Origin of the sequence: Cellulomonas citrea (assembly GCF_009829685.1) — a bacterium.
GTDB classification, from domain to species: domain Bacteria; phylum Actinomycetota; class Actinomycetes; order Actinomycetales; family Cellulomonadaceae; genus Cellulomonas; species Cellulomonas citrea.
In genome coordinates this window covers 1-14,404 of the sequence record NZ_VWSD01000017.1, presented here as the reverse complement: position 1 = coordinate 14,404, position 14,404 = coordinate 1, and the positions used below count along the sequence as shown (strand labels likewise).

Genomic DNA, 14,404 nt, shown 5'->3' with positions numbered 1-14,404 from the left:
GTCAGCCGTGCCGGGCGGCGCCCGACCGGTCCGCAGGCAGTCCGGTCACGTCCGGTCGGTCAGCGAGCCGCCGCGGTCAGGGCGTCGGCCAGGCCCGCGTCCACCCGGGCGCGCAGCGCCGTGCCCTCGGGGCGGTGCTCCTCGTGTTCGATCTCGCCGTGCTCGTGCACCAGGTGCACGAGGTCCCCCCGCTCGTACGGGACGACGACGTCGACGAGCACCCCCGGGCGCGGCAGCCACTGCGCGATGAGCTCGCGGAGCTCCTCGATGCCCTCACCCGTGTGCGCCGACACCGTGATCGCCCCGTGCTCGCGGCTGCGCAGCCGGGTGAGCACCTCCGGGTCGGCGAGGTCCGCCTTGTTGAGCACGACGAGCTCGGGCACGTCCAGCGCACCCGGGATCTCGGCCAGCACCTCGCGCACCGCGGCCAGCTGACCGAACGGGTCCGGGTGGGCCGCGTCGACCACGTGCAGCACGAGGTCGGCGTCGGCGACCTCCTCCAGCGTCGACCGGAACGCCTCGACCAGCTGGTGCGGCAGCGCCCGGACGAAGCCGACGGTGTCGGTGAGGGTGTACACCCGTCCGTCGGACGTGAGCGCCCGGCGCACGGTGGGGTCCAGGGTCGCGAACAGCGCGTTCTCCACCAGGACACCGGCACCGGTGAGCCGGTTGAGCAGGGAGGACTTGCCGGCGTTGGTGTACCCGGCGATCGCCACCGACGGCACCGCACCGCGCACCCGGGACGCCCGCTTCGTCACCCGGGCCGGTGCCATCCCCGCGATCTCACGACGCAGCTTGGCCATCCGGGTGCGGATGCGACGGCGGTCCAGCTCGATCTTGGTCTCACCGGGGCCGCGTGACCCCATGCCCTGGCCGGCGCCGCCGACCTGGCCACCGGCCTGGCGGGACATCGACTCGCCCCAGCCGCGCAGCCGCGGCAGCAGGTACTCCAGCTGGGCCAGCTCGACCTGCGCCTTGCCCTCCTTGGAGCGGGCGTGCTGGGCGAAGATGTCGAGGATGAGCGCCGTGCGGTCGATCACCTTGACCCGCACCACGTCCTCCAGCGCACGGCGTTGCGAGGGCGCCAGCTCACCGTCGACGACCACCGTGTCGGCCCCGACCGCTGCGACCACACCCGCGAGCTCGGCCGCCTTGCCCGAGCCGAGGTAGGTGCTCGGGTCCGGGGTGTGGCGCCGCTGCAGCAGCCCGTCGAGGACCTGGGAGCCGGCGGTCTCCGCGAGGGCCGCCAGCTCGCGCAGCGACACCTCCGCGGCCTCGGGCGCGCCGCCGCTCCACAGGCCGACGAGCACCACCTTCTCCAGCCGCAGGGCCCGGTACTCGACCTCGGTGACGTCCTCCAGCTCGGTGGACAGCCCCGCGACCCGGCGCAGCGAGGTGCGCTCAGCCAGCTCGAGCTGGTCGCCGTCGTAGGAGGTGTGCCCGGCGTCGGTGGACTGCAGCGCGGTGCCCGTGCGGGCCAGCACGCGCGCCACCACGTCGTCGGCGACCTGGGCGGGGGTGCGGTCGGGTGCGGTGCGCTCGGACGCGCCGTGCTCAGGTGGCGTGCGCTCTGGTCCGGTCTCGCTCACGCAGATCCTCTCGGGTGGCTGGTCGGCCTCCAGGGTCCCATGGCCCGCTGCCCACCGGCGAGGCATTTCGCTGCCGGCCGAGCCGGGCCGGTACGGTCCGGGGCGTGGGTGAGCACTACTTCAGCGCCGAGCCGGTCTCGGACGCCCGTCGACGGACCCTGCAGGTCGAGCTCGCCGGGCGCACCGTGCGTGTGCAGACCGCCGGCGGGGTGTTCAGCCCCGACCACGTGGACCTGGGGACCCGGGTGCTGCTCACGCACACCCCGCCGCCGCCGGCCGACGGTGAGCTGCTCGACCTGGGCTGCGGCTGGGGACCGGTGGCCCTCGAGCTCGCGCTGCGCAGCGAGGGACGGGTGTGGGCCGTCGACGTCAACGCCCGTGCGCTCGACCTGGTGGCCGACAACGCCCGTGCGCTCGACCTGACCACGGTGCACCCGGCGCTGCCCGACGACGTCCCGGCCGACCTGACCTTCGACGCGATCTGGTCGAACCCGCCGATCCGGATCGGCAAGGCGGCGCTGCACGAGCTGCTCGGCCGGTGGCTGCCCCGGCTGGCACCCGGCGGCGCGGCGCACCTCGTCGTGAGCAAGAACCTGGGAGCCGACTCGCTCCAGCAGTGGATCGCCGCCGAGCTCGGGCTCCCGGTCGAACGGGTCGCGTCCGCCAAGGGCTTCCGCGTGCTGCGGGTCGACGCCGCGAGCTGAGCCCAGCGACCTGTCGGTCCGACGTCTCGTCAGCCGAGCGCGTCCAGGTCCACCTGCACATCGGCCACGAGCACCGCCGGGCCGGCGAGCTCGGCCGTGCCGTCGGCGGCCAGCCGCACCCGCACCATGCCGCCAGGTACCTGCACCAGCCACGTGGTCGGCGCCGACGGCCCCGCCCAGCTGCGCACCGCCGCGGCGACGGCGACCGCACCCGTGCCGCACGACGAGGTCTCCCCCACCCCCCGCTCGTGCACCCGCATCCGGACCCGCCCGACGGTCTCGCCGTCGACGAGCTGTTCGCCCAGCGGGACCACGAGCTCGACGTTCACCCCGTCGACCGGGGTCGGTCGCACCACCGGCGCGTGCACGAGCTCGGCGCGCGCGAGGGTCGCCTCGTCGGACAGGGCCACGACGGCGTGCGGGTTGCCGACGTCGACCGACAGCGCCGGACGCGGCACGTCGAGCCCGTCCACCCGCACCTGGAGGTCGCCGCCCTCGTCGACGGCGGCCTCGCCCCCCGGCAGGCTGACCATGCCCATGCCCACCGCGTACCACGGCGCGGACGACCCGTCCGGTGCCGGCACCCGACGGACCCGCCGCACCCCGGCCCGGGTACCGAGCGCCAGCTCACCCGTGCCGTCCCACAGACCGAGCCGCTCGCAGAACGCCGCGAGCACCCGCACCCCGTTGCCGCACATCTGGGCCACCGAGCCGTCGGCGTTGCGGTAGTCCATGAACCAGCGCGCCGCCGGCTCACCGGCCTGCAGGTCACGGCCCTCGGGCAGCATCGCGCTGGCCACGAGGCGGATCACCCCGTCGCCGCCGACCCCGCCGCGTCGGTCCGCGAGCCGCGCGACGAGCCCGGCGTCCAGGTCGAGGCGCCCCGCGCGGTCGTCGACCAGCACGAAGTCGTTGTGCGTGCCGTGCCCCTTGACGACCGACAGGCGAGTGGCGGGCTGCGGGGCGGCGGGCCGGGTGGCCTCGGCGGGGCTCGTGGCGCTCACCGGGGCAGCCTACGCGGGCAACACCGAGCCGCGGTCGGCAGGGTTGGATAGGCAGGGCGCGGTCGGCAGGGTGCGACCGGGACCGGGCGGTCAGGGACGGCGGTCAGCCCTGCCGCTCAGGAGCCCAGCGCGCGGCGCACCGGGTCGCTGCCCTCGCGCAAGGTCCCCGCATCGGCCCGGGCCACGAGGTCCAGCGCCCGTTCGACCAGCCGGGGGTCGGCGGCGTCCAGCCAGTGCACCCGGGGGTCACGGCCGAACCACCCCATCTGCTTGCGGGCGAGGCGACGGGTACCGGCCACGGTCGCGACGCGGGCCGCCTGCTCGTCGCACTCACCGGCCAGGTAGGCCAGCACCTGGGCGTACCCGACCGCCCGGGCCGCCGTGCGCGACAGACCGTGCGCCGCCAGCCGCCGCACCTCGTCCACCAGCCCGGACGCCCACATCCGGTCGACCCGCACCTCGATCGCCGCATCGAGCGCGCCGCGGTCCAGGTCGAGCCCGATCTGCACCGCCGGGACCTCGTAGCGGTAGCGCGGCAGCACACCGGTCGAGACCCGTCCGGTGAGGGCGTGCACCTCGAGCGCGCGCACCACCCGCCGGGTGTTGCGTCGGTCGATCGCGGCCGCCGCCACCGGGTCAAGCCGGGTCAGCTCGTCGTGCAGCAGCCCCGGGCCCTCCCGCTCGGCGCGCGCCTCGAGGGCCGCACGCACCAGCGGGTCGGTGCCGGGGAACTCCATCGGGTCCAGCAGCGCGCGCACGTACAGCCCGGAGCCGCCCGCGACCACGGCCCGGCGACCGGCTCCGTCGAGCATCGCCAGCACCTCGCGGCCGGCCTCGCGGAACTGCGCCACCGACGCGTCCCCGTCGGGGTCGAGCACGTCGAGCAGGTGGTGCCGGACCCCGCCGCGCTCGGCGGGCGCCAGCTTGGCGGTGCCGACGTCCATCCCGCGATAGAGCTGCAGGGCGTCGGCGTTGACGACCTCGCCGCCCAGCGCACGGGCCAGGGCGACGGCCAGGTCGGACTTGCCGGTGGCCGTCGGCCCCACGACGGCGACGACGATGCTCACCGGCCCGACGGTACCGGCCCGCGCATCCGGTCGGGGCGCCCGCTCAGCGCAGCAGGGCGCGTGCGGCCTGCTGCGCCTCGTCCCCCCGACCGGCAGCACGCAGCACGGCGACGAGGTCGTCGACCGCACCGGCGCGCGCCGGGCCGGCCCCGACGAGCTGCCCCCCGGCGCGCTGCAGGCGCGCGACAGCCTCGGTGGTGCGTCCCAGGTCACGCAGCAGCCGCCCGGCCAGCCACGAGGCCTGCCCCGCGTCCACCGGGGCGCCCAGCTCCTCGAACTCCTCGGCCGCCGTCTCGGCCTGCTGCACCGCCTCCTGGGTGCGGCCGGCCGAGGCGAGCAGCCGGGCGCAGGTGTCCGCCACGTCCGCCGCCTCCCGCCGGCGAGCCTGCGCCACCGGCTCGGGAGCGGGTCCGGCGAGCTCGAAGCGCAGGCTCGACAGGCGCTCCAGCACGAGGTCCCCGGCCCCGGCGACCTCGGCCGTCGCCGCCCAAGCTCGCAGCACGGCACCGCGCAGCTCCGCCACGACGCCGCCGGCCTCCAGCAGGGCGACCGCACGCCCGTAGGCGCGGTGCGCGCCTTCGTGGTCCTCGAGGACCTGGGCGCAGCGCGCCGCCTCGGCGCACGCGAACCCCGCATCGGCCAGCAGGCCCTGGTCGACGAGCAGATCGGCGGCCTGCGCGTACCAGGGAGCGGCCTGGGCCAGCTGCCCGGCATCGGCGGCGCGCTCGGCCCGGTCCAGGAGCTCCTCGACGCTCGTCGCCACCGCCGGGTGCCCCGGGTCGGGCTCGTGCGGCGCGACGGAGGACCCGGGTCGCCCGTCACCCGTGGCCGGGCCACCCGCGACCGGCAGCACCCCGAGGTCCAGCGGGCGCACCGCGAGCGCCCACGCCTCGTCCACCCAACGGCTCGTCGCGTCGTCGCCGTGCCGGAGGTCGAACGCGACGGCGATCTCCTCGGCCTGCACCCGGCACCATGCGGCGAGCGCCTCGAGCGTGCCCGCCTCGACCGCGCTGAGCCGCACCGGCGTCCCCGGGGCGAGCTGCGACAGCGCCTCGGCCGCGCCCCCGACCTGGGTGAGCACGCCCAGGTGCTCCAGCGCCGTCACCGACGAACCGTCCAGCAGCCGTTGGTCCCGCTCGATCCGGCGCACCGCAGGCGCGAGGGCACCCGCCCGCGCCAGGAACTGCAGCACCCGGCCCCGCACCGAGCGCAGGTCCACCTCGGCCCGGTCGAGCTGGGCCAGCGAGCGCCGGTGCGCCGTGACCGCCTCACCGTCGCGACCGAGGTCGAGGTAGGCCAGCGCGAGCCGCGACAGCATGTCGGCCGGTTCGCTCAGGCAGGTGGCCCCCGAGTCGACCGCCGCCTCCATGATCCGGACGGCTTCCTCGGTGCGGCCGACCGCCAGCAGATGGGCCGCCCGGTCGCCCGGGTCGCAGACCTGGCACTGGGAGTACTCGTCGCGCGGGGTGGCCACCCAGGTCTCGAACACCTGCTCGGCGTCGGGTGCGCACCGCACGTCCGCCCACCGCGAGCGCACGTACTCGACGGCGTCCATCCCCGCCCCGGCGGTCGCGAACCGGCGGCGCATGTCCTCGATGAGCGCGTCCACCCGGGCGGTCGGCACCTGCGGGGTCTGCACCAGGTCGACGAGCAGCCACTTGAACGACCACAGGAGCATCCGCCAGTCGCCCTCGTCGAGGCGGTCGGGGTGCTCGTCGGCCAGCCGGAGCACCTGGGTGAACGGCACCAGCGCCTTCATCGGCTCACCGGCGTGGTGGTAGGACTCCAGCAGGACGAGTGAGGCGAACGCCTCGCACACCGCCGGTCCCTGCGCCTGCACCTCGGCGTGCACCCGTTCGGCGGCCAGCGTGCGGGACAGCCCGTACGGCAGCCGTCGGACAGCGATGAGCTCGGAGTCGACACTCGCCCGGTCACGCACCGGCGCCTCCTTCCGTCCCGGCGACCAGCAGGGTGGCCAGCGCCTGGGTGAGCAGCGTGGACTCGTGCGCCCGGAGCGACTCCCCGGCGAGCAGCACCGCGCACGTGTAGAGAGCCTCGACCCCGGCCTCCTGCACCCGACCGCCCGGGGCACCCAGCAGGGCCAGCACGGCCTCGTTCGCGCAGTTGAGCACGAGCGCGCGCGGCATGGGGGCAGGTGCGGCGACGTCGCCGAGCGCCTGGCTCCACACGTCGTCGGCCGACTGCTCGAGCTCGCGACGGGCCTGCTCGTGCCGCCCGTCGCGGTCGGTGAGCAGCAGCGCCGGCAGCGACGGCGGTTCGAAGGTGCGCAGCAGCACCTCGCAGCCGTGGTCCGCGAGCACGTCAGACACCTGCACGCGCACAGGTTCGAGCTGCAGGGCCCGGTCCAGGTCGAGCTCGTCGAGCACGGCCTGCACATCGGCGGCCACCAACGGGCGCACCCGCCACTGCGGGCGACGGGCCGCCAGCCGGGCCAGCAGCTCCTCGTCGTAGACGTACCCGGCGTTCACCACCGCCAGTCCCTGCGCCCTGGCCACCGGCGCGACCCGGCGGAACTCCTCGACCGTCGTCGTGTGCAGCACCGCACCGTGCTCGGCCTGCACCTGGGCGAGCGTGCGCAGCCCGTCGGTGGTCTCGAACGGCAGCACGTCGACGACGAGGTCGAGCACCTCGTCGTCGACCCGGGCCAGCGCCCGCAGCGCGAGGTGGTGCACCTGGAGGAACCGGCGGGCCGTCGCCCCGTCACCGGACAGCGTGCGCAGCACCCAGGCACGCACCTGGTCGGCGAGCGCGTCGCGGACCGCCAGCAGCACGTCGTCGTCGTAGAGCGCCTCGCGCGAGGCCGTCGGACGCAGGCCGTCCGCATCGAGCACGCACCGCACGAAGAAGGCCCACTCCGGCAGCACCCCGTCGACCCGGGTGCCCAGCAGCATCCGCTTGACGTAGACCCGGTGCGTGCCCGGCCCGGGCGGCGGGGCGGCCGGCAGCACGTAGGCCACCCCGGTGAGGCCGGCCAGCGGGACGGACAGCGCGATGCTCGCGAGCGGCTCGAAGCCGAGGGTGGTCCGGCAGTACGCGGTCAGCTCGTCGGGCTCCGGCGACTGCCACGGCAGCGTCGGCCGGCTGGTCCGCCGCCAGGCCGTGCCGTGCCCCGGCACCTGGACGCGGCACGCGACGTCGTACGGCAGCAGCGCGCCGAACTCCTCGGCCAGGGCCACCACGGTCTCGGGCGCCACCCAGTGCTCGGCGTCCCGGCGCGGACGCAGCACCACGGTGGTGCCGACCGGCGTCGGGTCGTCGGTCTCGGCCAGCTCGTACCGGCCGTCGTCGTGCCCCCGCCAGACGATGGCGCGCGCGTGCGGGTCGGCCGCCGACCGCGAGCGCAGCTCGATCGTGTCGGCCACCATGAACGCCGACAGCAGCCCGATGCCGAACTGCCCGAGGAACTCCGCCCGGCCGACGCCCAGCTCCAGGTCGCGCTTGGAACTGCGGCCGATCGTGGCGAGCACGTCCCGCGCCTCGTCCAGGGTGAGCCCGACACCGGTGTCGGTGACCTCGAGGCGACCGTCGGGCAGCGGGTCGAGCCGCACCTGGTCGGGGGCGTCCGGGTCGAGCCGGCGCCGGGCCGTGATCGCGTCGACGCCGTTCTGCAGCAGCTCGCGCAGGTAGACGCGCGGACCGGAGTACAGGTGCCGGGCGAACAGGTCGACGACGCCGCGCAGGTCGACCGTGAACGACTGGAGCTCGTCGTTCACAGTCCCGGCGACTCCTCGTGGGGGTGGGCGTCGTGGTCATGGCCGTCGTGGTCGCCGTGCTCGGCCTCCTGCTGGGCCCGCCACGCCTCGACCGCCTCCGGGAAGGCCTCGTCCAGCCGCGCGAACAGGCCGAGGGACGCGGTGACCGCGCACGCGAGGTGCGTGTCCAGCTGGGCGTCGGTGACGCCGTGCTCATAGTCGACGGCGTGCTCGGCGTAGACCGCCAGCTCGTCGTCCTCGATGTCGACGTACGCCTTGGGCCACAGCCGCCCCGACGCGGTCTCGTTGAGCACGTCGAGCACCTGGGCACGGTGCTCGACCCCCAGCGGGCGACCCCAGTGCGCGCGCACCTGGAGGATCTCGTCCTGCTCGCCGTAGAACACGAACTCCACGAGGTGGTCGTCCCAGAAGCCGCCCAACCGGGTCTGGTCCGCGGACCACCCGTAGGTGTACTCACGGGCGTCGAGCACGGCGGCGACCCGCTGGGCGGTCAGCGGCGCTGGTCCGGCGGGTGTCGTCACGGTCTTGGGGAAGAAGGCCATCGCGGTCGGTCTCCTCTCGGGTCGGCCCGCGCAGGCTATCGAAGGCAGGGGCCGCGCGACGGCGGTTCGGCTGCCCCGGATGGCAGTCCGTCCCGCGAAAACCGCCCCGGTCCCGTGGGTGGCACCGGGTACCGTTGCTCGCATGTCCTGGCTCACCGATCTCGTCGCCCGGTGGCGCGGACGGGCGCCGGGCGCACGCCGCCTCCCCCGCGCGCAGAACACCCCCGGCCAGGTCTCGCACGACGACGTGACCGCGCTGCTGGCCCGCGAGCTGGGGGTGACCGAACCGGCGAGCGAGCTGCCCGTCCCGCTCGCCCCCGGGCGGATCGCCACCTGGCTGGCCGACAACCAGTTCAGCTACTTCGTCGACTCCGACGGCGACCTCGGCGGGCTGTGGCGAGGGCGCCTGTTCTACTTCTTCCTGTTCGGCGAGCGGCAGGAGATCCTGCAGGTGCGCGGGCAGTGGCACCGCGAGCTCACCATCGAGCGGCTCTCCGAGGTGCTCGAGCTGTGCAACGACTGGAACGCCGACCGGATCTGGCCCAAGGCGTACGCCCGGGTCCGCGACAACGGCCGGGTGCACGTGGTCACCGAGGTCGCCGTGGACTTCGAGCACGGCGCGACCGACGACCAGCTCAGCCAGACGCTCTTCTGCGGGCTGTCCACCGCGACCATGCTCTTCGACGCGCTCGACGAGCAGTACGTCGACCCCGCCGGGACGGCGCCGTGAGCGCGCCGGGCTGGCTGCTGCGGGTGCTCGGCGGGCTGCCCTCGCCGCTCAAGTCGGTCGGCACGCAGGCGCCCACCCCACTCACCGAGGCCCGGGTGTCGGCCTTCCTCAACGCACGCGGCTACCGGTTCACCACCGACGAGGACGGCGACCTCACCGGTACCTGGGACGGGCACCGGTTCTGGTTCCTGCTGCTCGGGGACGACGAGGAGGTGATCCAGGTCCGCGGGCGCTGGTCGCGGTCGCTGCCGCTCGAGCAGCGCGCCGCCGCGATCCTGGCCCTCAACGACTGGAACCGCGAGCGGATCTGGCCCAAGGCCTACCTGCGCGAGGAGGGCGGGTCGCTGGCGGTCTACTCCGAGGTCTCCGCCGACCTCGAGCCCGGGGTCACCGACGCCCAGCTCGACCAGATCCTGGCCTGCGGGCTGGGCACCGGGGTGCAGCTCTTCGCTGGCCTGGACTCCCTGCTGCCGGGCGAGGGCCCCGTGCCCGACGACATCCCGGACAACTGACCGGCGGTCACAGCCCCCCGAGCACCTGGCCGAGCAGGATCTTGGCGATCATCGCCGCCGGGTACACGAGCGCGTAGCCGAGCGCCACCCGCGGGTCGTACGACGTGCGCTCGTTGGCGAAGGCCAGCACGGCCGGCTGCGTCTGCGCACCGGCCAGCACCCCCGACAGCTTCGTGGCGCCGATCGCGAACACCCGCCGCATCACCAACGACAGCCCGACCGCGGTCACGCCCGTCACCGCCAGCCCCAGCAGGAGCACCCGCAGCCAGGCGCCGCTGGTGAACGCCAACCCGATCATCGCGCCGGCCCGTGACCCGGCCTGTGCCAGGAACAGCAGGATGCCCAGGTCACCCAGCGTCTGGGCGGCGGTGTACGGCATCGCGGTGACGAGCGGCCCGATCCGGCCCAGCCGCCCCAGCACGAGCCCGACGAGCAGCGTCCCGGCCGCCGACCCGATCGAGAACACCCGCCCGGGCACCGGGAACGCGATGGCCCCCACGAGGATCCCGGCCACCATGCCCAGCCCCAGCAGCACCGGCGTGATGTCGGAGAGCCCCCGCGAGGAGTCCCCGAGGAACCGCGTGACCTCCTTCATCCGGCCCTTGGGCGCCACCACCCGGAGCCGGTCGCCGAGCTGCAGCAGCACGTCGTCGCTGGCCACGGAGTCGACGTCGCCGCGACGCACCCGGGAGACCGTCGCCCCGAAGCGGTGGGCCAGAGCCAGCTCGCCGATCGTGCGCCCGGCCACCCGCGGCTCGGAGACCGTGATCCGTCGCATGTCCACGTCGTGCCGGTCGGCGTCCAGCCGGTGCGACGAGGTGTGCCCCAGCTCGGCCGTCACCTGCTCGACCTGGGCGACCGGTCCCACGAGGGTCACCAGGTCGTCGCGGCGCAACGCGTCGTCCTCGTCGATCGTCTCGATCGGGTTCTGCTCGCCGTGCCGTACCCGGGTGAACTGGATGCGCCCGCCGTGCAGCTCCTCCAGCGCACGGATGCTGGGCTCCGAGGTCGTCTCGACCCGGACGGTGCGCGTGACGAGCTCCGGCGGCGTGTCGGTGTCGGTGGCCCGGTGCCGCAGGCCCAGGGCCACCGCCGCGAGCATGCCGAGCACCCCGCCGAGATACGTGACTGCGTACGCCACCGTCGGGGCGTCCGAGCCGGCCGCCTCACGTGCGGCGGCCAGCGCCGGGGTGTTGGTCACGGCACCCGCGAACGCCCCGGCGACCGTCGGGGCGTCGAGACCGAGCAGCCGGCCCAGCCCGACGGCCACTAGTGCTGCGAGCACGAGGACGGCGACCATCGCCACGTTGGGCCCGAGGTTGCGTCGCAGCGAGGCGAAGAACGTGGCACCCGAGACCACGCCCACCGTGAAGGTGAAGAGCGTGAGGCCGAGGGTGCCGATCGTCTCGGGCACTGCCAGCTCGATCCCGCGGGTGCTGGCGAACGCACCCAGCGCGATGGCCAGGAACAGCACGGCAGCGGCCCCGAGCCCGACGCCGTGCACCTTGACCCGGCCGAGCAGCGACCCGAGCCCCACCAGGACAAACAGGAGCAGGATCGGCTGAGCGGCGAGGAAGTGCAGCACTGCATCCACGGAAGGCTCCTGGCGTCGGTGAGAGGGCCGTACCTCCATGCAATCGGCACCTGTGCCACCGGACCTGGCCCTTTGGCCCCACCTCGGCCCACAGACCAGCAGCTGGTCCGCCCGCCGACGGCCGATCCGGGCCGTCGGTCCCGGACCAGGGACCGGACGTCAGCCTCGCAGCAGCGGCAGGCCGAGCGCGACCGGACCCGCGGACGGCTCCGGGTGCGTGTGCTCGGCGGTGCCGCGCGCGGCCCACGCGTCGCCGGCGCGGGTGCGCCGTACCTCGAACGTGCCGCCGTCGAGCGCGGAGTCGGCCACCAGGTGGTGCGGGGCGGCGTGGGTGACGGCGACCCGCACCAGGTCGCCCGGACGCGGCAGCTGCTCGGCGGTCGCCGACGGCGGCACGGCCAGGTGCACGAGCCGGTTGTCGGCGGCCCGTCCCGACAGCCGCGCCGTCGCCCGGTCCTTGCGCCCCTCACCGCTGGCGACGAGCACGTCGACCACCCGGCCGACCTGACCCTCGTTCTCGGCCAGGGCGATCTGCTCGGTGAGCGCCGTGAGCCGCTCGTACCGCTCCTGCACGACCTGCGGCGGGACCTGGTCCGGCAGGTCGGCGGCGGGGGTGCCGGGCCGCGGCGAGTACTGGAAGGTGAACGCCGAGGAGAAGCGGGACGCCGCCACCACGTCGAGCGTCGCCTGGAAGTCCGCCTCGGTCTCACCCGGGAAGCCGACGATGATGTCGGTCGTGATGGCCGCGTCCGGGATCGCGGCCCGCACCCGGTCGAGGATGCCGAGGAACCGGGCGGCCCGGTAGGACCGGCGCATCGCCCGCAGCACCACGTCCGACCCGGACTGCAACGGCATGTGCAGCGACGGCATCACGGTCGTCGTCTGCGCCATCGCCTCGATGACGTCGTCGGTGAACGCCGCCGGGTGCGGGGAGGTGAACCGCACCCGCTCGAGGCCGTCGACCGCACCGACGGCCCGCAGCAGCGAGGCGAAGGCGCCGCGGTCCCCGAAGGACGCACCGTAGGAGTTGACGTTCTGCCCGAGCAGGGTGACCTCGATCGCCCCGTCGGCGACGAGCGCCTCGACCTCGGCGAGCACGTCGCCCGGACGCCGGTCGCGCTCCTTGCCGCGCAGGTGCGGCACGATGCAGAAGGTGCAGGTGTTGTTGCAGCCCACCGAGATCGACACCCAGCCCGCGTAGACCTGCTCGCGGTGGGTCGGCAGCGTCGAGGGGAAGACCTGCAACGACTCGGCGATCTCCACCTGGGCGGCCTCGTTGTGGGCGGCCCGGTCGAGCAGCACCGGCAGCACGTCGATGTTGTGGGTGCCGAACACGACGTCGACCCACGGCGCACGCCGCACGATCGCGTCCCGGTCCTTCTGCGCGAGGCAGCCGCCGACGGCGATCTGCATCCCGGGGCGCTCACGCTTGGCCTTGGCGAGCAGGCCGAGCGTGCCGTAGAGCCGGTCGGCGGCGTTCTCGCGCACGGCGCAGGTGTTGAGGACGACGACGTCGGCCTCCCCCTGGGCCGGACGCAGACCGGCCTGCTCGAGCAGACCTGCCATCCGCTCGGAGTCGTGCGCGTTCATCTGGCAGCCCAGGGTCCGCACCTGGTAGGTGCGCGCAGGCAGGGTCGTGGACATCACCGGACAGGGTACGTGCCGCACCGGCGAGCTCCCACGCGGCGACGGGTACACGGACCCGGGCGGGTCAGGCGGTGGTGGCGCTCGCCCGCAGCTCGCGCACCACGGTGACCCGGATCTCACCGGGGACGTCCGCCTCGGACTCGATGAGCCGGGCGAGCCGGTCGGCCAGTGCGGGCAGCTCGGTGTCCGCCACCTGGTCGGGTTCCACCACGACACGGACCTCGCGTCCGGCGGCCATCGCGAGCACCCGCCGCACCCCCTCGACGGCGCCGACGAGGGCCTCGAGCCGCTCCATCCGCTCCGCGAACTGGTCGACGTTCTCCCGCCGGGCGCCGGGGCGGGCGGCCGAGATCGCGTCGGCGACCTGGACGAGCACCGCCTCGACGGTCGTCGGCGGGACCTCGTCGTGGTGCGCGGCGACCGCCTCGACGACCGCGGCGACCTCACCGTGCCGACGGAGCAGGTCCGCACCGGCCCGCGCGTGCGAACCGCCCTGCAGCGGCGTGAGCGCCTTGCCGATGTCGTGCAGGAAGCAGCCGCGCCGGGTGATCTCGACGTCGGCGCCCACCTCGGCAGCGATCGCGGCCCCGATGAGCGCGGTCTCGACGAGGTGCTCGAGCACGTTCTGGCCCGAGGAGGTGCGCAGCCGCAGCCGGCCGATCGTCGGCGCGAGCTCGGGGGCGAGCACGCCGATGCCCGCACGCTCGATCGCGTCGTGCCCGGCCTGCTCGTCGCGGTCGGCCACCTCGGCGACGGCCGCGGCGTAGGCGGCCTCGATCCGCTGGGGATTGATCCGGCCGTCCGCCATGAGAGCGGTGAGGGTCGCGACCGCGACCTCCCGACGCTCGGCGTCGAAGGACGACAGCACGACGGTGTCGGGCGTCTCGTCGACCAGGACGTTGACACCGGTGAGCGCCTCGAAGGAGCGGATGTTGCGCCCCTCCTTGCCGATGATCCGGCCCTTCATCTCGTCCGAGGGCAGTGGGAGCTGCGTCACCGAGGACTGGGCGCTGGTCGCCACGGCCAGCCGCTGCACGCTCGTGGTGAGCACGCGCAACGCCTTCGCCTCGGCGGCCCGCTGCGCCTGCGCCTGCGCGCGACGGACCTTGGCCGCCGCGGCGTGCTCGGCCTGGGCGACCAGACGGCTGGTGAGCTCCTCGCGCGCCTGGTCCGCCGTCAGCCCGGCCGCACGCTCGAGCTCGGTCATCGCCTGATCCTGGGCGGCCGCGAGCCGTTGGGCGGCCACCCGTTCGGCGTCCGCGACGGTCCTGGCGGCGGCGC

General features: G+C 74.9%; 12 protein-coding genes. 3 read left to right on the top strand and 9 right to left on the bottom strand.

The genetic code is table 11. From position 1 onward, the window contains the following. Nucleotides 1-59 precede the first annotated feature (59 nt). A complete protein-coding gene (hflX, locus tag F2B26_RS03775) occupies nt 60-1,655 on the bottom strand; it encodes a GTPase HflX (protein WP_159806597.1) in 1,596 nt (531 codons plus the stop codon). Nucleotides 1,656-1,693: 38 nt separating this feature from the next. Between hflX and F2B26_RS03770 the strand changes: the two genes are divergently transcribed. Further along, nucleotides 1,694-2,293: a class I SAM-dependent methyltransferase gene (locus F2B26_RS03770; RefSeq protein ID WP_159806595.1), complete on the top strand. Its 600-nt coding sequence runs from the start codon at nt 1,694-1,696 to the stop codon at nt 2,291-2,293. 29 nt (nt 2,294-2,322) lie between these two features. Here F2B26_RS03770 and dapF read toward each other — a convergent pair whose 3' ends face one another. The 5 genes from dapF to F2B26_RS03745 form a co-directional block, all read right to left on the bottom strand. After that, a complete protein-coding gene (dapF, locus tag F2B26_RS03765; protein ID WP_159806593.1) occupies nt 2,323-3,297 on the bottom strand; it encodes a diaminopimelate epimerase in 975 nt (324 codons plus the stop codon). A 116-nt stretch (nt 3,298-3,413) separates the two neighbouring features. Continuing rightward, nucleotides 3,414-4,364, bottom strand: a complete 951-nt coding sequence (miaA, locus tag F2B26_RS03760; RefSeq protein WP_159806591.1) for a tRNA (adenosine(37)-N6)-dimethylallyltransferase MiaA — start codon at nt 4,362-4,364, stop codon at nt 3,414-3,416. Nucleotides 4,365-4,407: 43 nt separating this feature from the next. After that, nucleotides 4,408-6,303, bottom strand: coding sequence for a hypothetical protein (locus F2B26_RS03755; protein WP_159806589.1), 1,896 nt, complete (start codon nt 6,301-6,303; stop codon nt 4,408-4,410). Continuing rightward, nucleotides 6,296-8,098 carry an HSP90 family protein gene (locus F2B26_RS03750; RefSeq protein ID WP_159806587.1) on the bottom strand — a complete coding sequence of 601 codons (1,803 nt, stop codon included), beginning with the start codon at nt 8,096-8,098 and terminating at the stop codon, nt 6,296-6,298. The genes F2B26_RS03755 and F2B26_RS03750 overlap by 8 nt, the downstream gene beginning before the upstream one ends. After that, nucleotides 8,095-8,640 carry a type III secretion system chaperone family protein gene (locus F2B26_RS03745; protein ID WP_159806585.1) on the bottom strand — a complete coding sequence of 182 codons (546 nt, stop codon included), beginning with the start codon at nt 8,638-8,640 and terminating at the stop codon, nt 8,095-8,097. The genes F2B26_RS03750 and F2B26_RS03745 overlap by 4 nt, the downstream gene beginning before the upstream one ends. Before the next feature lie 142 nt (nt 8,641-8,782). Between F2B26_RS03745 and F2B26_RS03740 the strand changes: the two genes are divergently transcribed. Further along, nucleotides 8,783-9,370 (top strand): type III secretion system chaperone family protein, encoded by a 588-nt coding sequence (locus F2B26_RS03740; protein WP_159806583.1) that lies wholly within the window; start codon nt 8,783-8,785, stop codon nt 9,368-9,370. After that, complete coding sequence (locus F2B26_RS03735; protein ID WP_159806581.1) at nt 9,367-9,882, top strand: type III secretion system chaperone family protein; 516 nt, start codon at nt 9,367-9,369, stop codon at nt 9,880-9,882. The genes F2B26_RS03740 and F2B26_RS03735 overlap by 4 nt, the downstream gene beginning before the upstream one ends. A 7-nt stretch (nt 9,883-9,889) precedes the next feature. On the opposite strand, the gene F2B26_RS03730 is transcribed toward F2B26_RS03735, so the two are convergent. The 3 genes from F2B26_RS03730 to F2B26_RS03720 all read right to left on the bottom strand — a co-directional run. Continuing rightward, nucleotides 9,890-11,476, bottom strand: coding sequence for an aspartate:alanine exchanger family transporter (locus F2B26_RS03730; protein ID WP_235929482.1), 1,587 nt, complete (start codon nt 11,474-11,476; stop codon nt 9,890-9,892). A gap of 159 nt (nt 11,477-11,635) precedes the next feature. Beyond that, nucleotides 11,636-13,120, bottom strand: a complete 1,485-nt coding sequence (miaB, locus tag F2B26_RS03725) for a tRNA (N6-isopentenyl adenosine(37)-C2)-methylthiotransferase MiaB (RefSeq protein WP_159806577.1) — start codon at nt 13,118-13,120, stop codon at nt 11,636-11,638. A gap of 67 nt (nt 13,121-13,187) precedes the next feature. Then, nucleotides 13,188-14,404 (bottom strand): HD domain-containing protein (locus tag F2B26_RS03720; protein ID WP_159806575.1); only part of this gene is annotated, 1,217 nt, incomplete at its 5' end.